This window comes from Xanthobacter sp. NM-25 (genome assembly GCF_022138605.1).
Lineage (GTDB): Bacteria > Pseudomonadota > Alphaproteobacteria > Rhizobiales > Xanthobacteraceae > Xanthobacter.
In genome coordinates this window covers 300,050-326,096 of the sequence record NZ_JACBFS010000005.1, presented here as the reverse complement: position 1 = coordinate 326,096, position 26,047 = coordinate 300,050, and the positions used below count along the sequence as shown (strand labels likewise).

Sequence of the window (26,047 nt, the reverse complement as noted above, 5' to 3'; positions counted from 1 at the left end):
AGGGATCGCTCAGCGCCGCTCGCGATCATAGGGCAGGCCCAGCGCCGCCGGCGGCCGCAGCCGCGCCTTCAGGCCCGGCCGCGACATGGCGATCAGCACCACCAGGGTCGCCACATAGGGCAGCATGTTCAGGAAGTGGGGATCGATGAAGGCCTGGCCGCTGGCCTGGGCGCGGAATCGATAGGCATCCACCAGGCCGAACAGCACCGAGCCCACCATCACCCAGCCCGGCCGCCACGATGCGAAGATCACCACCGCCAGCGCGATCCAGCCACGACCCGCCGTCATGTTCTCCACCCAGGTGGGCGTATCCACCACCGAGAGATAGGCCCCGCCCAGCGCGATCAGCCCGCCGCCGAGGATGGAATAGAGATAGCGCAGGCCGATCACCGGAATGCCGAGGGCATCGAGGGTCTGCGGGCTCTCGCCCAGGGTCCGCAGCAGCAGGCCCGGCCGGGTGCGCGACAGGAACAGCGCCATCACCCCCACCAGCACGAAGGCGAGCAGCACCAAGGGATCCTGCTTGAAGATCACCGGGCCGAGGAACGGCAGATCCGCCAGCAGGGGAATGTGCAGGTCCGGCATCTGCGCCGCCAGTGCCTTGCCCACGAAGGCCTGGCCGATGAAGGCGGAGAGGCCGCCGCCGAGAATGGAGAAGGCCAGCCCCGTCACCACCTGGTTGAGGCGCAGGGTGACCACACAAAAGGCGAAAGCGGCATTGAACGCGCCCCCCGCCAGCACCGCCCCGATGAGGCCGACCACCATGGAGCCGGACACGGAGGTGACGACGAAGCCGCTCACCGCCCCCACCAGCATGGCGCCCTCGATGCTGAGGTTGAGCACCCCGGCCTTCTCGATGAGCAGCTGGCCCAGCGCCGCATAAAGGATCGGGGTAGCGGAGACCAGGGCCGCCGCCAGAAGAAGCTCGATGCTCATGAGCGGGCCTCCGAGCGATAGATGCGCAGCCGGTATTGGGACAACGTCACCGCCGCCAGCACGAAGATGAGGATCAGCGCCTGCAGGATGGTGCTGATGGATGAGGGCACCCGCGAGACCTGCAGCGAGAAACCGCCATTGAGCAGGCCGGCATAGAAGATGGAGACGATGAGGATGGGCACAGCCCGGCCGCCCGCCAGCCACGCCACCAGAATGCCCATGAAGCCGTAGCCCGGGGAGAGGCCCAGCTGCAGCCGCCCGGTGGTGGAGAGTTCCACCGCCCCCGCCAGACCCGCCATGGCGCCGGAGAAGCACAGCGCGGAGATGACGATGGCCGTGGCGCTGATGCCGCCATAGCGTGCTGCTTCCGGCGCATCGCCCGAAACCCGCAGTTCGTAGCCCCAGCGCGAGCCCCGATCCACCAGCGCCAGGCCGAGGGTGGCGGCGAGCAGCAGGAACAGCCCGCCATGCACCGAGCCGAACAGCGGCATCATCTGCGCATTGTCGATGATGGGCGGCGAATAGGGGAAGGAATAGGCCATGGGGTCGGCCCACGGCCCGCGCACCAGATAGCCCACCCACAGCATGCAGATGTAGTTGAGCATCAAGGTGGAGAGGATCTCGCTGACGCCGAACAGCGCCTTCGGCACCGCCGCGATCAGCGCCCAGAACCCGCCGCCGATGATGCCGGCAACGAGCACGGCGGGAATGGCGATCCAGCCCGGCGTCGCCTCCGGCAGCGCGAGGCCGATGGCGGTGGCGGTGAAGGCGCCGAAATAGAACTGGCCCTCGCCGCCGATATTGGTGAGCTGGGCGCGGGAGGCGAGCGCGATGCCGAGCGCGCACAGGCCGATGGGCACCGCCTTGTTGAGGGTGCCCTCGAACGCCATGCGCGAGCCGAAACCGCCGCGGAACAGCGCCTGGTAGGCGGTGACGGGATCATGCCCGCTCATGGCGATGACCAAGCCGCCGGCGGCCAGCGCCAGCACCACGCCAAAGGCGATGCGCAGGGCGATCTCCCCCGCCCCCACCGACCTCAGCCGGGGTTCGAACCGAAGACGTAGGGACATCTATGACTCCTGCGCCGCCGTCATCATGCGGCCGATCACATCCATGTCGAAGGCATCCGGGGTGAGGTCGCCGACGATGCGGCCGGAACTCATGACCAGGATGCGGGTGGCAATCTCCAGGGATTCGTCCAGCTCCTCGCTCGCCATGAGCACCGCGGCGCCGGCCGAAGCCTTGGCCACCAGCGCCTCGCGGATCTGCGCGGCGGATGCGATGTCGAGCCCGCGGGTGGGGTAGCTGGCGACGATCAGCGGCGGCGAGCTGGACAGTTCGCGGCCCAGCACCACCCGCTGCAGATTGCCGCCCGAGAGCCGCCGCGTCGCCGATTGCGCCCGCGCCTTCACCTGGAAGGTCTCCAGCACGGCCTTGGCATGGGCCCGCACGGCCTTGCGCGGCAGCCAGGCGCCGAACCGCTCCGAGCGGTGGGGCCCGAGCAGCGCGTTGTCCTCGAGGCTGAGCCCGGGCGCGAGGCCGATGCCGAGGTGGCGGGCGGGAATGAAGGCGAACGCCCGCCGCCGGCCGGTTCGCGGCGCGGTAATGGCCCCCTCGCTCGGCGCCATCAGGCCGCCGATGGCATCGAGGAGTTCCGACTGGCCGTTGCCGGTCACCCCCAGCACCACCACCAGCTCGCCGCCGTGCACGTCGAAGCTCACCTGCTGCACCAGCGGTGCGCCATCGCGGCCGCGGATGGAGACGTTGTGCACCGACAGCTGGCGCGTGCCACGCGGCGCCTGCGGCCGCACCCCGGCGCGCAGCGCGCGCTTGCCGATGATCAGCTCGGCGATGTCGTCGGCCGACAAGCCCTTGTTCTCGCCGGAGAACACCACCCGGCCGCCGCGCATCACCACGATGCGGTCGGCCACGTCGCGGATCTCGGCCAGCTTGTGGGAAATCAGGATCACCGAGCGCCCCGAGGCCGCGATGCGCCGGACGATGGTGAACAATTGCTCGGTCTCCACTGGGGACAGCACCGAGGTGGGCTCGTCGAGGATGAGGAGCCGCGCGCCCTGAGCCAGCACCCGCAAGATTTCGAGCTGCTGGCGCGCCGCCAGCGACAGGCTCCACACCGGGGCGGACAGATCCACCTGGAAGCCGACCTCGGCCATCAGCGCCCGCAGCTTCTCGTCCGGCGCCGATGGCTGGAGGAAGCGGCCATGGCCGGTGGCGAGCGAAATATTCTCATAAGCGGTGAGGGTTTCCACCAGCTTGAACTGCTGGTGCACCATGCCGATGCCGGCCGCGCGCGCCGCCGCCGGCGAGCCCGCCTCCACCACCGCACCATCGATGCGGATGCGGCCCTTCTCCGGCAGGTAGAGGCCGCACACGGCATTCATAATGGTGGATTTGCCGGCACCGTTCTCGCCCAGCAGCGCCACCACGGAACCCGCCGGCACCAGGAAGCTCACATCGGTATTGGCGTGCACGTCGCCGAACGATTTGGAGACATCCTCCACCGCCAGGAGCGGCACCGGGCCTCCGCCCGGCGCTGGCGCGCCGGACGGGTCGTGTCGGGAGAGCGAGCTCATTTCTTGCCCACGGTGCCGTTGACGCCTTCGATGAGCCAGTTGGTCTTCTGGACATCGGTGAGGCCCATGGTCTGGCCTTCGGGCACGACCACCCTGCCGTCGTTGGACTTGATGGGGCCCTTCCAATAGTCGAGCTTGCCGTCGATGATGGCCTGCTTCTTCTCAGCCACCAGCTTGGCAACATCGGCGGGCACCAGCGGGCTCATGGGCGCGAGGCTGATGATCTTGTCATCGAGACCGCCGAAATAGTCACCGGCCTTGAAGGTGCCGTCCTTCACGCTGGCGATGGCCTTCTTGTAGTAATCGCACCAGTCCCACATGGTGCCGGTGAGCACCTTCTCGCCGGCGATGCCGGACAGGTCCGCCTCGGAACCGATGGCGAAGGCGCCCTTCTCGGTGGCGCCCTGGGCGGCCGAGCCGGTGTCCTGGTGCTGGGCGATCACGTCGTTGCCCGCCTCGACCAGCGCCACGGCGGCCTGCTTCTCGGCCGGCGGATCGAACCAGGAGAGGGTCCACACCACATTGACCTCGGCCTTCGGATTGACCGACTTCACGCCCTGGGTGAAGGCGTTGATACCGGCCAGCACCGACGGCTTGGGATGCGCGGCGACGAAGCCGATCTTGTTGGTCTTGGTCATCTTGCCGGCGACGATGCCGGTGAGATAGCGACCATCCCAGAGCTTGCCGTAATAGGTCTGGATATTCGGCGCCGGCGCGATGCCGGGGCCGATGACGAAGAAGTGGACGTTGGGGTTCTGCTTGGCCACCTGCTGGGTAAAGGGCTGGTGACCGAACGCCGTGGCGAAGATCACATTGTAGCCCTGGGAGATGAAGTCGCGCTCCACGCGGGCCACGTCCGGCCCCTCGGTGATGGACTCCACATAGGAGGTGGGAATGCCCTCCTTTTCGAGGCACTTGCGGGCCTCGTCGTGACGGAAGGTCCAGCCGTTGTCGGCACGCGGACCCACATAGATGAAAGCCGCCTTGATGTCGTCAGCGGCAAGCGCCGGCGACGCCGCGGCGAAAGCCACGGCCGCGGCCATCACCCGCGCGGTCCATCTGGATCGGAAAGGGGACATGCTTCTGCTCCGCTCTCATTCAGGAGATTCAATTTTCTTGTTCTTGTTTGAATCACATTCAAATTCGGAAGCAGCGATGACGCAAGAGAAGAATGCAATTAAAACGCAAAAATAATACAATATAGAATTGGTATAAAATACGCATATGACTTAGAAATATAACTTTAACGCACGCGACCCCGGCGCATGTTCATGCACCAGGGCGCGCGATCAACTCTATTGAACTTAACATCGGAGCATCCAGCCGATGCCGTAAGAGCTGCGCCGAAGCTCCGGCGCAGCTCGGTTTCGCGCCTCAGACCGCCGGCACCGGATGGTCCAGCACGCCGGCAGAGAGGAACAACGCCAGCATCTGGTAGTAGCCGCACATGGTCACCACCTCGCTCGCCACCTGGCGGCCCACCTGATCCACCAGTTCGGCTAGCAGCGTCTGGTCCACCCGTCGCTCCAGCACCGCGCCGCGGCACAGCCGGATGATGGTGGCATGCACCGGGTCGAGCCCGGCCACATCCCCGGTGGTGCTGGCGCGGATGGTGTCCTCGCTCAGCTTCAGGTCACGGGCGATGGCCACGTGATAATCCCATTCGTAGCCGGAGCCGAAGGCGCCGGAGACGGCCAGGATGGTCACTTCCCGCAGCTCCGGGGTGATGACCCCGGAGAAGCGGATGGCGGCGCCCACCGCCTGGATCGCGTCCGCCAGATGCGGCGCATCCAGCATGGCGAGGAAGGGCCACGGCACATCCCGCCGCGGGCCGGAGGCGATGAGGTCATAGACGCGCCGCTGGGCGTCCGTCATCTCATCGGGGGTACGCGCGCCGATCAGCATGGAGGCACTCACCGGCCGTCCGGGCCGCCCGAGGCCACGCCGGAGGCGAAATGGCGTGGGCCGCCGAAGATGGCCTTGGCCACATCGCCCACCGCTTCCACATTCTCCGCGATGTCCTGGAAGCAGACGATGCGGCAGGGGCAGGCTTCCAGACCCTCATAGCGCCAGGGGAACGCACCGATGACGGCCCGCTGGTTGAGCATCAGCTCAATGTCGCCGCCGACGTTCTCGGCATGGATGAGGTTTTCCTGGAAAGCATAAGCGTGGAACGGGAAGATGTTCTCCGTCACCTCGCGGCCGGACTTCTTGTGCGTGTAATTATACTCGCCGAAGAACTCCTCGCAGGTCATGCCCACCTTGGCTTCGAACTTCTTGGCGAGGTCCGGGCGCATGTGGCGGATGGAGGTGTTCATGGAGTGGTCGCCCGAGCCGCAGTCGATGCCGAACCACTTGATCTTCTTCTTGAGCATCCAGTTGAGCAGCTCGATGCCGCCACCGGGATGCATGCAGAAATAGCGCACCAGATCCTGCTGCGGCTGGCCTTCCCAATAGCGGTGCCAGCCGGTGTGGAGGATGAGGATGTCGCCCTCCTTCACTTCGACCGGCTGCTTCTCGATCATCTCGGGGGTGATGACCGCCCAATCGTCCATATCCTGCGAGACATCGACCACGGCGCCCGGACCCACCAGATAGTCGAGGGGGTAGGAGGCCATGTCGCCCATGCCGTCGGTGCCGTGCATGGCGCCATCGATATGGGTGCCCACATGCAGCGCGGTGTCGATGCGCTGGGCAACGATCATCTTGGTCTGCAGGTTCTGGGCGTAATACATCTTGTTGCCGGCATAACCGACCCACCCGGGCGTATGCACATTCATCAGATGGGACAGATCGACGATCTTCATCGGGGCACTCCAGACAGGATCAGGGGACAGGATCAGGCGGGGCGGCGCGCGAACAGCGAGCGCAGCCACGATTTCAGGGCCGCCATGAACAACGCGAAGGCGCTGATGGGCTTGGCGGCCGCCGGCGCGCGCGGGGCTTCGGCCGCGGGGGCAGCACCAGACGCGGCCGCCGGCGGGGCGAGCTCGACTTCGGCATTGCGCACGAAATCCGCCACCAGCACGTTGGCGATCTCGGTGAGGAGGCCGGTGCGACCGAACTGGGCGATGGTGCCGGACAGCTGAATGTCGGCATCGACGCTGACCTTGGTGGCCTCGCCCGCCGGCTCCAGGCGGCAGTCCATCACCATCTTGCCGCGGCTGGCGCCCTTCTTGTCGACACCCTTGCCGTCCACATGGATGGCATGGTCGGCGTCGGTATAGACCACCGCCGCCTCGCCTTCGAAGCTCGCCTGGAACGGACCGATCTTGGAGGAGACCTTGCCGGCGTGCTTGCCGTCTTCCTTGGGGCCGAGATATTCGGCGCCCGGCAGGCAGGCCGCCACCTTCGGAATATCGTGGAAGAAGGCCCACACGTCCGGAAGCGGCCGGGCGACGGTAAATTCCTGCGAGATCTTCATCGATCGGTCCCTCTTCTTATTGAATGGCGGCGCGAGCCCTCACAAGGTCTCGGCTCCAAGCCGCAAGCCATAGACATCGGTGCGGCGATCCTGCCGCGGGCGAATGCGCGCCGACCGCTCCTGCGCCTGCTTCGCCTGCGCCAGATCCACCTCGGCCACCACCTCGCCGGCGGCCTCCGCCGGCAGGGGACCGGACAGGATCCGCCCATAGGGATCGGCGATCAGCGAGGAGCCGAGGAAACCCATCTCCGGCGTCGCCCCGCATTGGGAGGCGCAGGCCACATAGACCTGGTTGAGATTGGCCTGGACGATGGCGCCGCGCGCCTGGCCGATGAGGCCGTCGCCGTCCCGCGCCACCTTGTCAAACCCGCCCACCCAGGCGGTGGGCACCACCACCAGATCCGCGCCCTTCAGCGCCAGCGCCCGCATCACCTCGACGAAGCGCAGATCGTAGCAGACGCATAGGCCAATCCGCCCGAACGGGGTGTCGGCCACCGACAGCCCAAGATCGCCGGGCCGGAACACCGCCTTCTCGCCATCGAACAGATGCAGCTTGCGATAATGCAGCAGGAGCCCCTCCGGCCCCACCATCACCGCCGCATTGGCAAGCTCCTCGCCAACCCGCTCGCAGAAGCCGCCGGCGATCACCACGCCGAGCCGGCGCGCCACCTCGTGCCAGGCGGCGAGCGTCGGCCCATCGAGCGGTTCCGCCGCCGCCGCGAGCGCCGCCCGATCCAGCGTGTAGCCGGAAATCGCCAGTTCCGGCAGCACGATCACCCGCGCCCCGCGCGCAGCCGCCCCGGCGATGAGCGCCAGGGTGTGGGCGCGATTGGCCGCGGCCGCGCCGGGCTGCGCCTGGAACTGGAGGGCGGCGACGCGGAAGCTCATTCCGGCAGCTCCGCGTCGGCCGGAATGGCACCCACGGCCTTCAGCAGCGGCACGTCGGCCGGCGCCGGGCCACCCACGCTCACCACCTCGACGCCGCGATCCGCGGCTACCGCATGCTTCACACCCACCGGCACATGCACCACGCAGCCGGCATGGAACGGCACGGCGATGCCGTTGGTGTAGTCATGGATGGTGCCCTCGCCCTCGAGGATGAAGATGGAATCTTCAGACAGGCGATGGATGTGCGGCTTGTTGGCCTCGCCCGGCTCCAGCCGCACATAGTTCATGTTGGCATGCCACGCGCCGGTGCCGGGCCACACCACGAACCGCGCGTCCTTGGAGATGAGGTCGAGCATGAGGGTGGGGTGGTCGCGATGGAAGATGCGGATGGCCATGATCAGGCGTCCTCGGTTTCGGCAATGAGGGCGTAGAGCGCCTGGTCGGCCGGGCACGGGCCGCCGATCAGCTTCATGCCGCCCGCGGCCGCCTCGAAGCGGTAGGAATCACCCCGGTCGATATGCACCATGGAGCCGAGGCCCAGCGGCCAGCTTTCGCCGGACGCCACATCGGCGACGCTGCCGGCGCCGGCCGCCACGTAATAGACGCTGTCGGTGGGGTGGGTGAGATCGCGGGTCCGGTCGCCCTCCTGCATATCGAGCACCTGAAAGGTGCGATAGAGCGCGCCATTGCCCGGCCAGATCACCACTTTGGCACTACCCTTGCCTTGGATGATCGGGAGGTCGGGACAGTCTGCCGCGCTGTCCACCACACGCACCGTCTGAGGGGATTCGGGAGGGACCACGAAACAGCGTCCTTTTAATAATGATCAATTGATTTTAATATGCTCAAAATTTCAGGTATGGCAAGAGCATTCGTTTTCCCAATTGGGCTTTGCCACCTATATTCACCGGACCCGCAGGGCGGGCAGCGAAGGAACCCTCAACCGTGAGCAGTGAACGGCTCTTGAAGACCTGGGATACGCCAACGGAATCCACCGCCAGCGCCCTCGTCGCCATCGGCGCCCGCATCCGCGAGCAACGCCAAGCCCGTGAGATGACCCTGCAAGCCCTGGCCGCCGCCTGTGGCCTCAGCCCGTCCATGTTGAGTCTGGTTGAACGCGGGCGCGCTTCGCCGTCCATCGGCTCGCTGATCGTGATCGCCAACGCCTTGGGCGTGCAGATGTCCGAGCTCATCGTCGAGCATCAGGTCGACGAGGAAGAGCTGGTGGTGCGCGCCAGCGATCGCACGGCCATCGAAACCGCGTCCCACGTCATTCGCCGCCTGATCAAGGAGGACCGCTCCCGCGGCGTCTCCATCGCCATCAATGAATACCAGCCGCACACCGGCGCCACCGAGAAGCCGATCACCCATGACGGCTACGAATACGGCTTCGTGCTCGACGGCACCCTTACGGTGGAGGTCGACGGCATCAGCCATATCCTGGAGCCGGGCGACCTCATCTCCTACAGCTCCCGTCGCCCCCACCGCATCTGGAACCGCGGCGACCGGCAGGTGCGCACCCTGTGGATCAACATGCAGCGGGATTGAGCTGCGACCGGGAGCGGGTCGACATCCGGCGGTCCGCTCCCGATTGCCGCTCATGACCGCGCCTCAGGCCCGGGCGCCCAGCACCGCATGCAGGCGGTTGGGCGAAATGGGCAGGCGGTCGATCAGGCCCGGCCGTCCGAGGGCGTCGTCCACCGCCGCGGCGATGGCCGCCCCTACCGCGGTGATGCCGCCTTCGCCCGCGCCCTTCACCCCGAGCGGGTTGAGCGGGCTCGGCGCATCCTCGCGCAGCAGCACGTCCACCGGCGGCATTTCGTGGGAGGTGGGCATGAGATAATCGGCGAAGCTCGCCGCCAAAGGCTGGCCGGCCTCGTCATAGACGAACTCCTCCAGCAGCGCCCCGCCGATGCCCTGGGCCGCGGCGCCGACGATCTGGCCGTCGATCATCATGGGATTGATCGCCCGGCCCACGTCATAGGCCACCAGATAGCGCTCCACCGCCACCCCGCAGGTCTCCGGATCAACCTTCACCTGGGCCACGTGAACGCCGTAGGGATAGGTCATGTGATCGGCCTCGAACACGCCCTCGGCGGTGAGGCCCTCCGGAAGCTGCGCCGCAAGATCCGACAGGGAAATGGCCGCGCCGCTGGAGCGCGCCACCACCCGCCCGCCGACCAGATCGAGGTCGTCCGGCCGGGTCTGCAGCAGCGGCGCCGCCTGGGCGAACGCGGTCTCCTGCAGGGATTGGGAGGCCAAGCGCACCGCCGAACCGGTCATCACCGTGACCCGCGAGGCAAACGCGCCATAGCCTTCCGAGATGCGCTCGGTCTGGCCATGGATGATGCGGATGTTCTCGATGGGCAGGCCCACCACGTCGGAGCAGATCTGCGCCATGGCGGTCTCGATGCCCTGGCCGATGGAGGCGACGCCGGTGACCACCTCGATCCGATCATCGGGCAGCACGGTGAGCGTCACCCGATCCCGCGGGCCGAGGCCGCTCTTCTCGATGAAGAAGGCGAGCCCAATGCCCACCTTCTCGCCCGCCGCCCGGCGCGCCGCGAAGCGCGCCTGCAGCGCCGGATAATCCACCCGCGCCAGGGTCCGTTCCAAGAGGTCGTGATACTTGCCGGAATCATAGACCACATGGGTACCAAGGGCGTCGATGCCCCGATCGAACGGCATCTGATCCTCGCGGATCAGATTCACCTTGCGCACCTCCACCGGATCGAGACCGAGCCGGTGGGCGATGGCGTCCATCAGCCGTTCGCGGGCAAAGGTGGTCTCGTAGCGGCCGGGCGCCCGATAGGTGCCGGCCGGGGTCTTGTTGGTGAGGCGGATGTGGCCTTCCACCCGATAGGCGGGGATCACATAGGGCCCCGGCAGCAGGGCCGCGGCGAGGTCGGATACCGTGCCGCCATGGGTGCGCACATAGCCGCCCTGGTCGGTGAAGAAGGTGTCGGCAAGGCCGCGAATGAAGCCGTTGGCGTCCACCGCCGCCCGCATGCGGTGCACCTGGTCGCGGGAGTGGTTGGCGGCCAGCAGGTGCTCGCGGCGGTCCTCCACCCATTTCACCGGCACACCCAGCACATGGGCGCCCCGGCACACCAGCACGTCTTCCGGATAAAGCTCGCCGCGGATGCCGAAGCCGCCGCCCACATGGCCCTCGCTGAGCTGCACATGGTCCTGGGGCAGGCCCAGCATCCTGGCGATGGAATCGCGATTGTAGTGGGGCACCTTGGAGGCGCCGTACATGGTGATCACGTCGCGGGCGGCGTCATAGACCGCCAGCGCGCCACGGGTCTCCAGGGGCACGCCGGTGTGGCGGCCGACCTTGACCTCCAGCTCGATCACATGGGCCGCGCCGGCGAAGGCGGCGTCGAGATCCCCATAGGCCTTGACGATGCAGGCCGGCTCGCTCAGCACCCCCGGCAGGGTTTCCGGCATGAACGGCACCGGATCGAGGGTGGCATCGAGGCAGGCATCTTCCTCCTCGATGTCGCAGAACACCATTTCCGCGGCATCCTCGGCCACGTAAGGATCGTCGGCGAACACCACCGCCACCGGGTCGCCCACATAGCGCACATAGTCCTTCGCCAGCACATACTGGCGGTAGGGATCGAGCCCCTGGATACGGGTCATGCGGAAGTCGATGGGCGGCAGGTCGGCGATGTCGGCATGGGTCCACACCGCGCGCACGCCGGGCAAAGCGGCCGCCTCTTCCGTGTCGACACCCACCAGCCGGCCGAAGGCCACCGGCGAGCGCACCACCCGCATATGGACCTGCCCCGGCCGCTGCTCGTCGGCAGCGAAACGGCCGGTTCCCGTGATCAGCGGGCGATCCTCAATCCGCTTCAGAGGCTGGCCGAGGGCTGACATGCGCGCATCTCGCTCGCGGCCGCACGGACCGCCTTGATGATGTTCTGGTATCCGGTGCAACGGCACAGGTTGGAGGACAGCACGTCGCGCAGGTCCTCGTCGGAAATGTCCGGCTCGGCTTCCAGGATGCCGGTGGCCAGCATCAGGAAGCCGGGGGTGCAGAAGCCGCACTGCAGGCCATGCTTTTCCCAGAACGCCTTCTGCAGGGGGTGCAGTTCCTCGCCATTGGCGAGCCCCTCCACGGTGCGCACATTGCGGCCTTCCGCCTGCACCGCGAACATGAGGCAGGAACGCACCGGCCGGTTGTCCACCAGCACCGTGCAGGCCCCGCACACGCCATGCTCGCAGCCGATATGGGTGCCGGTCAGCCCGCAGTCATCGCGCAGGGCATCGGCCAGGGTGCGGCGCGGCTCGACCGTGATGCGGTAGTCCTTGCCGTTGACGTTCAAAGTGACGGCGCGCTTGTCAGCCATGAGAAGTCCGTTCAGCGTTACGGATGAGATCGCGGATGCGCTGGGGCGTGGCCGGGATCTCGAACAGATCGATGCCGAAGGGCGAGAGGGCGTCGACGATGGCGTTGATCACCGCCGCCGGCGCGCCAATGGTGCCGCCCTCCCCCACCCCCTTGGCGCGGGTGATGGTGGCTTCCGAATAGGTCACCAGATGCTCGATCTCGATGGACGGCATCTCGGCGATGGTGGGCGGCAGATAGTCCGCGAGCGACGCGGTGAGCAGGTTGCCGGTCTCGTCATAGACCAGCTCCTCGAACAGCGCGTTGGCGATGCCCTGGGCGACGCCGCCATGGATCTGGCCATCGACGATCATGGGGTTGATGAGGATGCCGGCATCCTCCGCCACCACGAAGCGCTCGATCTTCACCCCGCCGGTCTCCACATCCACCTCGACGATGCAGGCGTGGCAGGCGTTGGAGAAGGTGCCGGCCGGATCATACAGCGCCTGCTCCTGCAGGCCGGGGCCGGCCTGGGGAAAGCGGTGGCTCTGGTGATAGGCGGCGCGGGCCACCTCGCCGATGGGCAGGGTCTGGTTGCTGGCCTCGGCATAGGCCAGATCGTCGGCGAGGCGGATGGTCTCCGGCTCCACATGCATCATGGCGGCGGCAACGCTCTTCAGCCGCTCCGCCACCTTGCCGGCGGCGATCTTGCAGGCGCCGCCGGCAATCACCATCGAGCGGCTGGCGAAAGTGCCCCAGCCATAGGGCGTGGCATCGGTATCGCCGGCGATGATGCGCACCTTGGTGGGCGGCACGCCGAGTTCATCGGCAATGAGCTGCGCCAGCGAGGTCTTCAGCCCCTGTCCGTGGGGCGAGGCCCCGATCCGCGCCTCGACGAAGCCGGAGGGGTCCATGGCGAGGTTCACCAGCTCATAGCCGGGCACGATGTCCATGCCGCGCGCGGCATAGGCCGGGGTGCCGTAGCCGGTGCGCTCGGAGAACACCGAGAAGCCGGCGCCGAGATAGCGCCCGGCCGCCCGCGCCTCGGCCTGGCGACGGCGGAAGGTCGGCAGGTCCAGCGCCTTCACCGCCAATTCCATGGTCTCGCCATAGGAGCCCTCGTCATAGACGAGGCCGGTGGGCGAGCGATGGGGGAAGGTCTCGATGAGGTTGCGGCGGCGGATCTCCACCGGATCGATGCCGAGGCGGCGCGCCGCCACATCCATCATCCGCTCCATGGTGAGCGTCAGCATGGGCCGGGCGACGCCGCGATATGGCGCCATCATGCAGGTGTTGGTGGTGACGCCCCGGGAGCGGGCGGCATATTCGGAAAAGCGGTAGGGCCCCGGCAGTTCGGCAAGGCCCATCAGGGGCTCCACGCCGCAGGTGACCGGATAGCAGGAGAAGGCGCCCACATTGCTCTTCAGGTCGGCATCGATGGCCAGCAGCGTGCCATCGGCGGCAAAGGCGCCGCGCACCTTGAACACCTGATCGCGGCTGTGGGCGGCAGCCAGGAAGTTTTCGCGCCGGTCCTCCAGCCACGCCACGTCCCGCTGGAGATGCCGGGCGAGCCACACCAGCACCACATATTCCGGAAACAGCGACATCTTCTGGCCGAAGCCGCCACCCACGTCGGGGGCCACCACCCGCAGGTCGGATTCGGGGAAGCCGAGCACGTCGGCGATGCCGGTACGCAGCATGTGCGGCATCTGCACCGAGGCGTAAAGGGTGACGCGGCCCGCAAGGGGATCGAACCGCGCCACCCCGCCCCGCGCTTCCAACGGCATGGCAGTCTGCCGCCCGGACCGCAGCTCCAGCGCCACCACCTCGGCCGCGGCGGCGAACGCCGCATCGACACCAGGGGTGCGGATGTTGCCTTCCACCAGCACATTGCCCGGCGCCTCGGGATGCACCGCCCGGGCGCCTTCGCCCAGGGCCTGGGCGAAATCCACCACCGCATCCTCGGGCTCGATGTCCACGAACACCTGCTCGGCGAGATCTTCGGCGAGGCCCTGGTCGTCGGCCACCACCACGGCCACCGCCTGGCCGCAGAACACCACCCGATCCTTGGCCAGCACCGGCTGGGAGACCGGTACGTAATCAGGCCGGTGCAGCAGCGGCCGGATGGCCTTGACGCCGACGAGGTCGTCGGCGGTGAACACGAGACCGTCGTCCGGCTTCTCGATGCCAAGAATGGCGCCCGCCGCCAGCGGACTGCGCACGAATTTCACGGCGGCGGCGCCCCGCGCCAGATCCGCCACATAGCGCCCCTGCCCCTTCAGCAGCGAAGGGTCTTCCAGGCGCGGCAGGGAACGGCCGATCCAGCTCATGATGCCGCCTGCGTCAGCGCCCGGTTCACCACCGTGCGGATGAGATCGCGGCGATAATCCGCGCTGGCGTGGATGTCCTCGGTGGGGGTGATGAGATCCCGCGCCGCCTCGCCCATGCCGGCGAACAAAGCGGCGGACGGCGCCTGCCCCACCAGCTGCGCTTCCAGCGCCTCGAGCCGCAGCGGCCGGTCGGCGACGCCGCCGACGCCGAGCCGCGCCGCGCGGATCACCCCGCCCTCGATCTCCAGCGCCGCCAGCGACATGGCGAGGGCGAAATCCCCCGCCCGCCGGGAAAATTCAAAGAAGCCGCTGCGCCAGTTCGGGCCCAGCAAAGGCAGCCGCGCCTCGGCCAGAAGATCTTCGGTGCCGACGGCGGTGGTAAAGGTGCCCCTGAAGAAATCCGCCGCCGCGCACACCCGCTCGCCACCGGTATTGGCGATCACCATCTCCGCCCCGAGGGTGCGGGAGACCAGGCACCATTCGGAGGCGGGATCCGCATGGGCCAAAGACCCCGTAAAGGTGCCGCGCTGGCGGATGGGATAATGGGCGATGTTGCGCACCACCCGCGCCAGCAGCACCCCGAGCGGCCCCTCCACCACCGGGCGGTGGAACGCCGCGTGGCGGGTCAGCGCGCCGATACGCAGCTTGCCCCCCTCGGGCCGCAGATAATCGAGATCGGTGGCGCCGTTCAGATCCACCAGGACCGCCGGCCGCGCCAGGCGGAAATTCATGGCGGCGACCAGGCTCTGACCGCCGGCGATGGCCTTGCCGTCGTCGCCGTGGGTGGCGAGCGCCGCCACCGCCTCGGCCCGGCTCGACGGCCTCACATACTCGAATGGAGCTGGCTTCATGACAGGATTTCACGCATCTCGATCAGGACGGGAAAGGGCCCGCCGCCGCGCCCGGCAGGAGCCGGGCGGAACGGTTTGGGAAGCACGTCGAAACCGCACCGTCCCGCAGGTTGGGCCTGTTCGATCTTGCGAATGAGACTAAGCGCCATTTTGAAGCTGCGCAAACCGTTTTTGAATGTTATCAAAATTTTTGAGGGCGACTGCAGGCCGGCGACACGCGTCGGAGCTAGCCGCGGCGGTCTTTTCATCGCGCCCCATCCGGAGCGCCACAGGCATCACCAGGAGGATCACACCATGCGCGCAGCGGTGCTCACCGCCTATGGCGTGCCCACGTTCGGCACGTTTCCTGATCCCGAGCCCACCGACGGCTTCGCCACCATCGCGGTGAAGGCGGCCGGGCTCAATCCCATCGACCTGGCCATCGCCGCCGGCAAGATCGCCGCCCGCATGCCGCAGCTGCCGAGCGTCGCCGGCTCCGAGGGGGTCGGCCTGATGGACGACGGGGCTCGGGTCTATTTCAACGGCTGCAAGGCGCCCTACGGGGCCATGGCGGAACGCACGCTGGTGACGCCGGCGCGCACCCTGCCGGTACCGGACGGCATCAGCGACGGGGTGGCGGTGGCCCTCGGCATCGCCGGCCTCACGGCCTGGCTCTCCCTGTCGTGGCGCGCCAGGCTCGTCCCGGGTGAGCATGTACTGATCCTGGGGGCAAGCGGAGCCGTCGGCCTGCTGGCGGTGCAGGCGGCCCGCCTCTTGGGCGCCGGCCGCGTCATCGCCGCCGCCCGCTCGGCCGAGGGCCTGGAGCGCGCCCGCGCCGCCGGCGCCCATGCCACCGTGGTGCTGGAGGGCAGCGAAAGCGACATCGCCGACGCAATCCGCGCCCAGAGCGGCAACCGGCTGGATGTGATCATCGATCCCCTGTGGGGGGTGCCGGCGGCGACCGCGTTGCAGGTGGCCTCGGCCGGTGCGCGGCTGGTGCAGCTCGGCAGCAGCGCCGGCGGACAGATGCCCTTCAACCCCGCCTTCATGCGCGGCCCGCAGATCTCGCTTCTGGGCTTTTCCAGCGGCACCGTGCCCCAGCCCGAGAAGGCCGCGGCCTATGCCGCCATGTGCGCCGCCGTGCTGCGTGGCGACATGGCCATCCCCGTGGAGAGCCTGCCCCTCGCCAAGGTGGCGGACGCCTGGCAGCGGCAGGCGGATTTCCCCCACCACAAACTGGTGCTGGAGCCCTGAGGCCGCCGCGTGCCGGTGCCCCACGCGGCGGCACCGGCCTGCCAGCGCCCGGGCTATTTGCCGCTCCAATGGACGAACCGGCGCTCCAGGGCGATGAACAGGAGATTGAGCCCGTAACCCAGCACGCCGGCGGCGAAGATCGCCGCGTACATCTGCGGCATGTCGAACACCATCTGCGCGTTCATGATGCGCTGGCCGAGCCCGTCGGTGGAGCCGATGAACATCTCCGCGACGATGACGATGACAAGGGCGATGGAGACCCCGTTGCGCAGCCCCACGAAGGTCTGCGGCAAAGATTCCCACACTGTCACGTCCACCATCACCCGAAGCGGGCCGGCCCCCATGACACGGGCGGCGAGCTGGCGCTGCTTGCGGGCGTTCATCACCCCATAGGCGACGTTGAACAGGATCACCAAGGCAGCACCAAAGGCCGCCACCGCGATCTTGGTGAAATCGCCCACCCCGAACAGCACCAGGAACAAGGGAAACATGGCCGAGGCGGGGGTGGAGCGGAAGAAGTCGATGAGGAACTCCACCGCGCCATAGACCCGCTCCGAGGCGCCCAGCACGATGCCGAGCGGCACCGCCACCACCACCGCGATAGCGAACGAGGCCGCCGTGCGCCAGATGGTGCGGGAAAAATCCACCCACAAGGTGCCATGCACGAGGCCATCCCAGAAGGAGCGGAGCGCGTCCCCTGGGCCCGGCAGCAGCACCGGATCCACCAGGCGAAGCACCACCACCACTTCCCAGATGGCGATCAAGATCAGCGCCCCCACGAGCGCCTGCACACCACGGCCGATCCGGCTGAACATCATCGCCGCACCTCGCGCTGAAAGATCTCCAGGCATTCCGCCTTCACCCGCACGAAATCCGCGGTCACCGTGGTATCCGCCGTGCGCGGCCGTGGCGCATCGAAGGCGATGCGGGCAGCCACCGTGGTGGGCCGCTTGGTGAGAAGCAGCACTTCGTCGGCCATGAACACCGCCTCGTCGAGATCGTGCGACACCAGCAGCGAGGTCACCCCCCGCCCTTCCAGCACGTGCTGCAGCCGATCGCGCAGAAACAGGGTCATCTCATAATCGAGGGCGGAGAACGGCTCGTCGAGGAACAGCACCTCGGGATCCACCACCAAGGCCCGCATGATGGAGACCAGCTGCTGCTGGCCGCCGGACATCTCATAAGGATAACGATTGAGGTCGAGCTTCACGTCGAAGCTCGCCAGAAGCGCCTCCACCCGCGCTTCCCGCTCGGCTTTGCTCAGGGGCAGGAACTTCAGCGGATAGCGGATGTTGTCGATGGCCCGCAGCCAGGGGAACACCGCCTCACGATAGTTCTGGAACACGTAGCCGATGCGCGTCTCGCTCACCGGCCGGCCGTCGAACAGCACCGATCCGCGATCCATGGGCAGAATGCCCGAGATCATGTTGATCAAGGTGCTCTTGCCGCAGCCATTGGGGCCGAACACGGAGACGAAGCTGCCCCGGCTCAGGGTCAGGTCGAAATCCGCATACAGCGGCTGGCCGGCAAAGCCCTTGCTGAGGCCCTTCACCACCACATGGTCGGCGGGCGGGGGCACCGCAGCCACCGCCCCCGACACTTGCTTCATCGCGGCGCGCATCTTGCCGCCTCCATTGGGAAGGGAAGGATCAATAGGGCGCCAGCATGGTTTTGACGTCCACCGCAGACGCCACCACCTTGAGGGCGACGCCGATGTCGATAAACTTCTGGAAATTGGCGATCTGCTCGGGGGTTAGGTCCTTGACCCGCTCGAAATGGGGCAGCGGCAGCTCCTCCACCACGTCCTGCGCCACGTTCATGTCGGTGACGAGATAGGCGCGCACCGAGGGATCCCTGGCCACGTCGTCCATGGCGCGGAACCAGGCCTTGGCAAAGCGCGCGGCCACGTCTGGCTTGGCCTTCATGAAGGCATCGGAGAAGGCGGCCCCGGCGGCATAGGCATGGGCCTTGGGGTTCTCCAGGAGATAGGTGGAGATCACCCCACCTTCCACCCGGCGGGCGATGCCGCTCTTGACCATGATGCTCGCCACCGGCTCCAGCGTGTAGCCGCCATCGAAGCTGCCGGACTTCAGCGCTCCGGTCTGCACCGCCAGCGGCTGCTCCTGCATCTGGTAGTCGACGCCGTCCTTCAAGCCCACCTTGGCGAGGATCGCCTTCGACAGGCCGATATTGGCCGGCCCCGGCGAGGTGAACAGCCGCGTGCCCTTGAGATCGGCCAAAGTCTTGACCGGGCTGTCGGCGCGCACCACGAACTGCTCGAAAATGTCATCGCGATTCTGGCCCAGGAGCGCGAAGTATTTCAGCGTGCCCGGCCGACGCGCATTGATGTTGGCGCCTTCCAGTGTCACCAGGTTGGAAGTGGCATCCACCGCCCCGGTCACCAGTGACTGCACGATGAGGGCCGGCGTGCCCAGCGTCACCGTTTCGGGCTCGATGCCTTCGGCGGCGAAATAACCCCGTTTCAGGGCCACGAAATAGGGCAAGGCGGCGCCCACCGGGAACACCCCCACCTTCACCTTGTCGGCGGCGAGCGCCGGGCGGGCGGCGCTCAGGCAAACCCCACCGGCCAATACGGCGGCAAGGGACATAACGGCAAGGCGACGGGATAGCATCGCTCTCTCCTCTGAGTGGGAACAGTGGGCGATTTTTATGAATGTAAAAATTATTTGAGCAAAATTCAACAACGTTCCCTGCTCAAAATGCACCCGTCGGCCGACCAACAAATGGGCACGGTTCCGGCCCATTCTCATGCCCCAGACACGTCGCCCAGAACACCGCCTCGGACACAGTTGCGGCTCTCGCATCGAATTGCGACGCACACACCCCATTCTGCGATCAGCGGCGCCTCGACCGGACGCCGCCCCGGCGGCGGAACAGCCGCCTCTCATGCGTAAGCCGTGCCAACTTGCGAAACGGTCGCATTCGAGCATCGGGCCAGATGGCAGGAGCCCGCTGCAACATTTCAACACCATCCGGACATGCTGGCGAAACCTGGCGGCCCACAAGTCCCAATTCCTTTTCCACCCATGGCCCCAGCGCCGCCGCAGTTGCCGCTGCCGCGCAGCTGCAGGCCCGCTCCTGGAACGCCCGGATGCTCGCCGCCCTTCCCTCACGCCCTGGCCCGCAGCTGCGAATGATGGGTCTTCCCCTGCTGATGGCCCTGCCCTTCCTCGTGGGCTGCGCCAATTCCCCGACGCCGGCCCGCTACGTCGGCCTCTCGTCGGCGCCAGCGCTCACCCCCAACAGCCGTGCCGACGCAAGGCGCATTCCCTATGCCTATGAGGCGCCGGGGCGCCCGCTGGCGCGCTACTCCGCCGTCTATCTGCGTCCGGTCGCGATCTATGAGGGGCCGGACCACCAGTTCGGCTCTCTCTCCAGGGCCGAAAAAGCGCAGCTCGCGGCCGACGCCCAGCAGCAGTTTCGCGCGGCACTGCAGCGCCAGGGCATCCTCGCGGCGGCGCCCGGTCCAGCAGTGGTCCAGCTCCAGATCACGCTGACCGGTGCCCAGGCCAATGTGCCGGTGCTGGCGACGGCCACCAAACTCACCCCCGCAGGCTTCGCGCTCAACGGACTGCAAGCGGTGACCGACGGCGAGGGCCGCTTCTCCGGTATGGTGATCTATGCGGTCGAGCTCCGCGACGGCCCATCCCAGACGCTGCTCTCGGCCCAGGTGACCAAGCAATATCCCCATGCCCTCAACATCGCCGCCACCCTCGGCCCGCTGGATGCGGCGCGCGAAGGCCTGAAGGCGGGGGCGGAGAGCCTCGCCCAGGCGCTGGCCACCCGGCTCAAGGCTTCCTGACGGGGCACCCTCAAGCGACTTGCAACACCGGCAGGGCCACAGCCCTCCTGTCGCCCGGCCCGATCCCACCGGCGCTGCGCGCATGGGCCGCCACCCCCCCAGCCGCAAAGCAAAGTTCAGCGTCTCTTCATCCCGCCCGGACGATAAGCAGAACATTGTCCAGAAAGATGAGCATGTCGGCGATGTCTGCGATCATCAGCTCCGCTGGGCCGGACAAAGCAAATGTTTCATGGAGAAATATTTGCATCAACGCAGGCATTCACAGCAAGCGACACGATGATGATCCACAAATTGATACAGACTGATACACCTCGCTTACACATCCAATCGACACGCCATAACGCGGAAAACAACATGGCATCTGATGGAAAAGACAGGCCGCCAGCAGCGCGGGCGCGCCGTTCCGGGAGATGCGAGTGGGTGCCTTGGCCGTCGGGTTCAAACGATCTGAAACCTCAGACATTTCCGCAGCGTCCACCACACCGGTCCAGCCGGAGGAAGAGACGGCGGAACCCGGGCTGAAGGACCGGATGCCCCGCCCCGCGCCGCGTCCCCGCCGGCTGGGCCGGCGTGCCCTGATCATGGCGGCAACGCTGGTCCTGATCGCCGCCATCGGCCTCGGCTGGCGTTATGGCATGCCCCGCACCGCCGAGACACGGCCCCTCGTCGCCGCTCCGTTTCAGGCCGAAATCCGAGGACCAGGCATCCTCGATGCCATCCGCAAAGTGAACGTCAGCGCCAATATGCAGGGGGTGCTCCACGCCGTTCACGTGGACATCAGCGATGTGGTGCATGCCGGCGACATCCTCGCCGAGCTCGATGCTCATGATCTTGAGGCCCAGCTCGATTCCGCCATCGCCGCCCACACCGCGGCACAGCGTGCGGTGGAGCTGGCCCAGGCCGACCGCCGGCGCATGGCCGCCTCCCGCGTCAACGCCTTCGCCACCCTCGGTCGCCAGCAGCGGCTGATCGGCTCCGGTGCCACCACCCAATCGGCCCTCGATGCGGCCCAGATGGCCCATGACCAGGCCCTCGCCGACGGAGCCAAAGCCGAGGCGGCGGTGAGCCAGGCGGAGGCGAGCGAAGCGGCGGCGGCAGCCAGCGTGCGCGCCAGCCGGGCGCTCTTGGACAAATCCATCATCCGCGCCCCCATGGACGGGGTGATCGTCGCCCGCAAGCTGAACCCCGGCGACCTCGTCGCGCCGGGCGCCGCCATCCTGGAGCTGGTGGACCCCGCCAGCATCGTCCTGTCGACCCGCTTCGACGAAAGCACCATCTCCGCCCTCGCGCCCGGCCAGCCCGCCCGGCTGCGCTTCGGCGCAACCGACATCGCGGCGACGGTGCGGCGGATCGGCCGCGAGGTGGATACCGAGACCCGCGAGTTCACCGTGGACATCACGCCAAGCCGCCTGCCGCAGAACTGGGCCATGGGGCAGCGGGGCAATGCGGTACTGATGCTCGGCGCCCCCACGCCAAAGCTGGCCGTTCCCCTCACCGCCATCACCACGCGGAACGGCGAAACGGGTGTGTTCGTGGCCGAAGCCGGCCGCGCCGGCTGGCGCGCCATCACTCCCGGAGCCTCTTCGGGGCAGTTCGTGGAGGTGCGCGACGGGCTCGTCGCAGGCGATCACCTCATCACTGCGCCGAAAGGCGTCTATCCGGGCCTTCGGATCACATCGGAGAAGCGCCCATGAACCTTGCGTTCAAGGACATCCGCTTCAACGTGCTGCGCTTTCTGCTCACTGCAGTTGGCGTCGCCTTCCTGATGACGGCCTCCATCGGCATGGTCGGCCTCTACCGCGGCATCGTCGCCGACGCCCTCTTGGTGATCGAACGCATCGGCGCCGATCTTTGGATCGTGCAGGGTGGGCGCCAGGGGCCATTCGCGGAGGGTTCGGCGGTCGCCGGCACCATGGACCGGCGCGCCGAAGGCCTGTCCGGGGTCGCCTCCGCGCGCCGCTTCGTGCAGTTCAGCCAGCAGTTTCCGTTCGCCGGCCGGTCGTTGCGCGCGTCCATCACTGGCCTCGATTTCCCGCAGGATCGCGGCGACTGGATCTCCCTGCACAGTGGTCGGCTCCTCGCCTCCGGGCATCTCGAGGCGGTTGCGGACGTGAGCATCGGCCTGCGGCTGGGCGACATGATCCGGCTGGGACAGGATGACTACACCATTGTCGGCCTGGCCCGCGGCATGGTGGACATGGGGGGCGACGGCCTGCTGTTCGTAACCGTCAACGACGCCATCGCCATCGCTCAGCGCCGCACCAGCGAAGAGGTCCTGCTGGCGCGGGCCAGCGCCGGCCCGGCCGCCGCCAATCGCAGCTCCGTGCCGCAGGACAGCAAGATCGCCGCCGTCCTGGTGGCGCTGACCCCCACCGCCGATGAAGCGGCGGTGCGCCGGGCCGTCCTGGCCTGGGGCGATGCCAATGTGCTCAGCCGCGTCGACCAGCGGGACCTCCTGCTGAACCAGCGGCTCTGGCGGCTACGGGTGCAGATCCTCGCCTTCACCGCAGTGCTGCTGGTGGTGACCGGCATCGTCGTCTCCCTCATCATCTACATGCTCACCATGGAAAAGCTGCACGAGATCGCCATGCTGAAGCTCATCGGCGCGGAGAATAGCGTGATCATCTCCATGATCGCACAACAATCCTTTCTCATCGGCGCGGCCGGTCTGGTGCTTGGCCTCGGCCTTTCCGCGCTGATCTTTCCCTTTTTCCCGCGCAAGGTGCTGATCCTGCCTGCGGACATCGCCCTGCTCGGGCTGGCGGTCGCGGTCATCTGCGGCTTTGCGAGCCTGCTGGGCATCTCCCGCGCCTTGAAGGTGCGCGCGCAGGATGTGCTGTCATGAGCACCACGCCAATTCTCCGCCTGCGCGACGTGACGCGCCATTATCGCAGCGGCGACAGCCTGGTGCGGGCGCTCGACGGCGTATCGCTTGAGATCCATCAGGGTGAAGTGGTGGGCATTCTCGGCCCCAGTGGCTCCGGCAAGAGCACCCTGCTGCTGATCGCCGGCCTGCTGGAACCGCCCACCACGGGCGAGGTGCTCATGGATGGGCGGACGGTGGCGACGGCGCAGACGGATCTTGACGCACTGCGCACCTTCCGGCGCACCCACATCGGCTTCATCTTCCAGAAGGCCAACCTCATTCCCTTCCTCACGGCGGTGGAGAATGTGGCGCTGGCCCTGGAGATCGACTCCGTCCGGCCACGGGAGGCGCGCGCCTATGCGGCGCATCTGCTGGCAACCCTCGACCTCGGCCACCGCCTGGACAATCACCCCGCGCGCCTGTCCGGGGGCGAGCAGCAGCGGGTGGCGGTGGCCCGGGCCCTTGCCAACGCGCCCCGCCTGCTGCTGGCCGACGAGCCCACCGCCGCCCTCGACAGCGTGCGCGGTCGGCAGGTGATTGCCCTGTTTCGGGAGATCGCCGACCGCCGGCAGGCGGCGGTGGCGGTGGTGACCCATGACCCGCGGGCGCTCGACCTGTTCGACCGCACCATCGAACTGTGCGACGGCCGCCTGGGCCACGGCTGAGCCAGCCGCGCCGTTACGAAACGATACCGTTTGCCACACGCCTGACAGCCGCCGGCGATAGCCGCACACTAGCCTTCACTCCGTTCAGCACCGCCCCGGATATCCGCGCGGCGGTCAGGAAGGGAGACCCGGGCTGATGAAACGATTGGGACTGGCGCTCATGATGCTGCTGGCGCTGCCGGCGATGGCGGGAGCCGCGACAATGATGGTGGCCACTGGCAACGTAAATCTGCGTGCCGGCCCCTCCACCGCCTATCCGGTGGTGACGGTGGTGCCCGCGGGAGCCCAGGTACTGACCCATGGCTGTCTGGCCGGTATCACCTGGTGCGACATCTCCCTCGGCCAGCTTCGCGGCTGGGTCGCCGCCCCCTATGTCCAGGTGGTCTACCGGGGCGCGCCGGTGGTGCTCACGCCGGTGGTGGCGCCGGCCGTAGGGGTTGCCGTAGTGAGCTTCAACCGGGCCTATTGGGACCGCTATTATGTCACCTACCCCTGGTACGGCAGCTGGGCCCGCTATGCGCCGCCGCCGTACCGGCCCGGCCGCGTCACCACCTATGATCGCGCGGTGACGTGCGCCGGTGGCGCCTGCACCGCCACCCGCTCGGCCACCGGCGTCTATGGCGGCTCCGCCAGCCAGACCCGCACCTGTGCCAACGGCACCTGCACGGCGAACCGCAGCGTCACCGGCCCCGCAGGCAACACCGCCTCCCGCAGCCGCACCTGCAGCCGCGCCGACCAATCCTGCAACGTCACGCGTGTCGGCCCCCATGGCGGCACCGCCACCCGCAGCTTCGGGCGCTGACCCCGGGCGTGGTCAGCCCTCGTGCGCGCCGGCGCGGGACGCGAGCCGGGTGCGGGCGGAGCCCGGCGGCTGGCCGAGGGTGTAGCCGTTGCGACCCCGTCGCTTGGTCTCGTAAAGAGCCAGGTCGGCCTCCTCGATGAGGCCGGCCACCGAGGTTTCTTCCGAGCCATGCCACATGGCGATGCCGAGGCTGGCGCTGAGCGGCACGGCACGCCCGCGCCAGTGCAGCGGCGAGGCCGCCACCAGGGCCACCAGCCTCTCGGCCAGGGGGGCCACCCGGTCGGACTCCAGCCCTTCCAGGATGATGCCGAACTCGTCGCCGCCGAGCCGCGCCACCATGTGTCCGGCCCGGATAGAGCGGACGCACAGCGCCGCGAAATGCTGCAGGCAGGCATCGCCGGCACCATGGCCGAAGCTGTCGTTGATGTCCTTGAAGCGGTCGAGGTCCACCATCATCAGCGACAGCGGCCGGCCATTGGTCTGCACCCGCGTCAGGCTCTGCTCCAGGCTCTCCAGGAAGGCCCGGCGATTGGGCAGTCCGGTGAGATCGTCGAACAGCGCCAAAGCGGCGAGCTTGGCATGCAGGCGGTCGATCGCCATCAGCAGGAAGCCGAGGTTCCATAGGCTGGCGCCGATGATGACGGCCACCAGCAGCAGCGAGGCAACCGCATAATAATCGTCCGTGGAGAGGTGCCCGGCGATCCGCATCAGGTTGAGCGTGGCCTCGGTGGCCTGTCCGCACAGGGCAAGGCCCACGCCGGCCACGGCCACCAGGGAGCCGAGGCTGCCCCGCCCGCGCCGCAGCAGCGTGATGAGGATGGCGCCGAGCGGCAGCACCTGGGTCACCGCATAGGCGACATTCTGGCTGGGACGGGTGTCGTCCGCCAGCACGCCGGCCACCAGCGCCACCGCCGCCATCAGCGCGATCAGACGCCAGCGTGGCTGCGGCCGCCCGTAGAACTGCTCGGTGCCGGCCCAGATCAGCCCGAAGCCGAACACCACACAGACATTGCCCGACACCATCAACGCGCGGCCATAAGCGCTGGCATCGCCCGACATCAGCACCCCACCCAGGGTGGTGGCCAAGGACGAGGCCAGCCAGAATCGCGCCCCGGGCACCTGCCGGTGCACAAACGCGAAACCAGCCCAGACCACGCAGAAGGCGACCGAGTTCAGGAGGATGATGACGTAGAGGGTCTGGAAGTCGAGCTGCATCCCGCCACCCGCAGGCCAATTTGCGCCATAAGCGCGGCCGTGGCGGGCAACGTCAAGCGAAAGGCGCGGAGTGGACGCGGCGGCTCA

Annotated in this window: 25 protein-coding genes; 7 read left to right on the top strand and 18 right to left on the bottom strand. The window is 67.7% G+C overall.

What is annotated here, in order from left to right; all coding sequences use genetic code 11:
* Positions 1–9: 9 nt before the first annotated feature.
* The 10 genes from MEU52_RS15835 to MEU52_RS15790 form a co-directional block, all read right to left on the bottom strand.
* The gene (locus MEU52_RS15835; RefSeq protein WP_238122180.1) at positions 10–936 is read right to left on the bottom strand and encodes an ABC transporter permease; all 927 of its coding nucleotides are present in this window, start codon (positions 934–936) and stop codon (positions 10–12) included.
* Entirely contained in the window at positions 933–2,006 is a 1,074-nt protein-coding gene (locus tag MEU52_RS15830) for an ABC transporter permease (protein WP_238122181.1), read from the bottom strand. Before MEU52_RS15830 ends, MEU52_RS15835 begins: the two co-directional genes overlap by 4 nt.
* Positions 2,007–3,530, bottom strand: a complete 1,524-nt coding sequence (locus MEU52_RS15825; protein ID WP_238125019.1) for an ABC transporter ATP-binding protein — start codon at positions 3,528–3,530, stop codon at positions 2,007–2,009.
* Positions 3,527–4,609: a BMP family ABC transporter substrate-binding protein gene (locus MEU52_RS15820; protein ID WP_238122183.1), complete on the bottom strand. Its 1,083-nt coding sequence runs from the start codon at positions 4,607–4,609 to the stop codon at positions 3,527–3,529. The genes MEU52_RS15825 and MEU52_RS15820 overlap by 4 nt, the downstream gene beginning before the upstream one ends.
* Before the next feature lie 295 nt (positions 4,610–4,904).
* Positions 4,905–5,435 (bottom strand): carboxymuconolactone decarboxylase family protein, encoded by a 531-nt coding sequence (locus MEU52_RS15815; protein ID WP_238122184.1) that lies wholly within the window; start codon positions 5,433–5,435, stop codon positions 4,905–4,907.
* An 8-nt stretch (positions 5,436–5,443) separates the two neighbouring features.
* Positions 5,444–6,337 carry a cyclase family protein gene (locus tag MEU52_RS15810; protein ID WP_238122185.1) on the bottom strand — a complete coding sequence of 298 codons (894 nt, stop codon included), beginning with the start codon at positions 6,335–6,337 and terminating at the stop codon, positions 5,444–5,446.
* A gap of 32 nt (positions 6,338–6,369) precedes the next feature.
* Entirely contained in the window at positions 6,370–6,954 is a 585-nt protein-coding gene (locus tag MEU52_RS15805; protein WP_238122186.1) for a CoxG family protein, read from the bottom strand.
* A 39-nt stretch (positions 6,955–6,993) separates the two neighbouring features.
* On the bottom strand, positions 6,994–7,842 hold the full coding sequence (locus tag MEU52_RS15800) for a nitrilase-related carbon-nitrogen hydrolase (protein WP_238122187.1): 849 nt from the start codon (positions 7,840–7,842) through the stop codon (positions 6,994–6,996).
* Positions 7,839–8,237 carry a cupin domain-containing protein gene (locus MEU52_RS15795; protein ID WP_238122188.1) on the bottom strand — a complete coding sequence of 133 codons (399 nt, stop codon included), beginning with the start codon at positions 8,235–8,237 and terminating at the stop codon, positions 7,839–7,841. The genes MEU52_RS15800 and MEU52_RS15795 overlap by 4 nt, the downstream gene beginning before the upstream one ends.
* Positions 8,238–8,239: 2 nt before the next feature.
* Positions 8,240–8,644 carry a hypothetical protein gene (locus MEU52_RS15790; RefSeq protein WP_238122189.1) on the bottom strand — a complete coding sequence of 135 codons (405 nt, stop codon included), beginning with the start codon at positions 8,642–8,644 and terminating at the stop codon, positions 8,240–8,242.
* 143 nt (positions 8,645–8,787) lie between these two features.
* On the opposite strand from MEU52_RS15790, the gene MEU52_RS15785 reads away from it, so the two are divergent.
* Positions 8,788–9,390, top strand: a complete 603-nt coding sequence (locus tag MEU52_RS15785) for a cupin domain-containing protein (protein ID WP_238122190.1) — start codon at positions 8,788–8,790, stop codon at positions 9,388–9,390.
* A 63-nt stretch (positions 9,391–9,453) separates the two neighbouring features.
* On the opposite strand, the gene MEU52_RS15780 is transcribed toward MEU52_RS15785, so the two are convergent.
* Genes MEU52_RS15780 through MEU52_RS15765 form a run of 4 tightly spaced genes read right to left on the bottom strand, consistent with a single transcriptional unit; the run spans position 9,454 to position 15,356 of the window.
* The gene (locus tag MEU52_RS15780) at positions 9,454–11,724 is read right to left on the bottom strand and encodes a xanthine dehydrogenase family protein molybdopterin-binding subunit (RefSeq protein ID WP_238122191.1); all 2,271 of its coding nucleotides are present in this window, start codon (positions 11,722–11,724) and stop codon (positions 9,454–9,456) included.
* Positions 11,700–12,197 carry a (2Fe-2S)-binding protein gene (locus MEU52_RS15775; protein ID WP_238122192.1) on the bottom strand — a complete coding sequence of 166 codons (498 nt, stop codon included), beginning with the start codon at positions 12,195–12,197 and terminating at the stop codon, positions 11,700–11,702. Before MEU52_RS15775 ends, MEU52_RS15780 begins: the two co-directional genes overlap by 25 nt.
* A complete protein-coding gene (locus MEU52_RS15770; RefSeq protein ID WP_238122193.1) occupies positions 12,190–14,505 on the bottom strand; it encodes a xanthine dehydrogenase family protein molybdopterin-binding subunit in 2,316 nt (771 codons plus the stop codon). The genes MEU52_RS15775 and MEU52_RS15770 overlap by 8 nt, the downstream gene beginning before the upstream one ends.
* The gene (locus MEU52_RS15765) at positions 14,502–15,356 is read right to left on the bottom strand and encodes an FAD binding domain-containing protein (RefSeq protein WP_238122194.1); all 855 of its coding nucleotides are present in this window, start codon (positions 15,354–15,356) and stop codon (positions 14,502–14,504) included. The genes MEU52_RS15770 and MEU52_RS15765 overlap by 4 nt, the downstream gene beginning before the upstream one ends.
* Positions 15,357–15,650: 294 nt before the next feature.
* Between MEU52_RS15765 and MEU52_RS15760 the strand changes: the two genes are divergently transcribed.
* Positions 15,651–16,589, top strand: a complete 939-nt coding sequence (locus MEU52_RS15760) for a quinone oxidoreductase family protein (protein ID WP_238122195.1) — start codon at positions 15,651–15,653, stop codon at positions 16,587–16,589.
* Between the two features lie 53 nt (positions 16,590–16,642).
* Here the strand turns inward: MEU52_RS15760 and MEU52_RS15755 are convergent, their stop codons facing one another.
* The 3 genes from MEU52_RS15755 to MEU52_RS15745 are packed head-to-tail and all read right to left on the bottom strand — an operon-like array spanning position 16,643 to position 19,222.
* The gene (locus MEU52_RS15755) at positions 16,643–17,407 is read right to left on the bottom strand and encodes an ABC transporter permease (protein ID WP_238122196.1); all 765 of its coding nucleotides are present in this window, start codon (positions 17,405–17,407) and stop codon (positions 16,643–16,645) included.
* A complete protein-coding gene (locus tag MEU52_RS15750) occupies positions 17,404–18,210 on the bottom strand; it encodes an ABC transporter ATP-binding protein (protein WP_238122197.1) in 807 nt (268 codons plus the stop codon). Before MEU52_RS15750 ends, MEU52_RS15755 begins: the two co-directional genes overlap by 4 nt.
* Before the next feature lie 28 nt (positions 18,211–18,238).
* Positions 18,239–19,222: an ABC transporter substrate-binding protein gene (locus tag MEU52_RS15745; RefSeq protein WP_238122198.1), complete on the bottom strand. Its 984-nt coding sequence runs from the start codon at positions 19,220–19,222 to the stop codon at positions 18,239–18,241.
* Positions 19,223–19,743: 521 nt separating this feature from the next.
* Between MEU52_RS15745 and MEU52_RS15740 the strand changes: the two genes are divergently transcribed.
* The 5 genes from MEU52_RS15740 (at position 19,744) to MEU52_RS15720 (ending at position 24,745) form a co-directional block, all read left to right on the top strand.
* A complete protein-coding gene (locus MEU52_RS15740) occupies positions 19,744–20,412 on the top strand; it encodes a DUF3313 domain-containing protein (RefSeq protein ID WP_238122199.1) in 669 nt (222 codons plus the stop codon).
* A 530-nt stretch (positions 20,413–20,942) separates the two neighbouring features.
* Positions 20,943–22,106, top strand: coding sequence for an efflux RND transporter periplasmic adaptor subunit (locus tag MEU52_RS15735; RefSeq protein ID WP_238122200.1), 1,164 nt, complete (start codon positions 20,943–20,945; stop codon positions 22,104–22,106).
* A complete protein-coding gene (locus MEU52_RS15730) occupies positions 22,103–23,257 on the top strand; it encodes an ABC transporter permease (RefSeq protein WP_238122201.1) in 1,155 nt (384 codons plus the stop codon). Before MEU52_RS15735 ends, MEU52_RS15730 begins: the two co-directional genes overlap by 4 nt.
* The gene (locus MEU52_RS15725; RefSeq protein WP_238122202.1) at positions 23,254–23,943 is read left to right on the top strand and encodes an ABC transporter ATP-binding protein; all 690 of its coding nucleotides are present in this window, start codon (positions 23,254–23,256) and stop codon (positions 23,941–23,943) included. The genes MEU52_RS15730 and MEU52_RS15725 overlap by 4 nt, the downstream gene beginning before the upstream one ends.
* Positions 23,944–24,079: 136 nt before the next feature.
* Entirely contained in the window at positions 24,080–24,745 is a 666-nt protein-coding gene (locus tag MEU52_RS15720; protein WP_238122203.1) for an SH3 domain-containing protein, read from the top strand.
* Between the two features lie 12 nt (positions 24,746–24,757).
* Here MEU52_RS15720 and MEU52_RS15715 read toward each other — a convergent pair whose 3' ends face one another.
* The gene (locus tag MEU52_RS15715; RefSeq protein WP_238122204.1) at positions 24,758–25,960 is read right to left on the bottom strand and encodes a GGDEF domain-containing protein; all 1,203 of its coding nucleotides are present in this window, start codon (positions 25,958–25,960) and stop codon (positions 24,758–24,760) included.
* Positions 25,961–26,047: the final 87 nt, after the last annotated feature.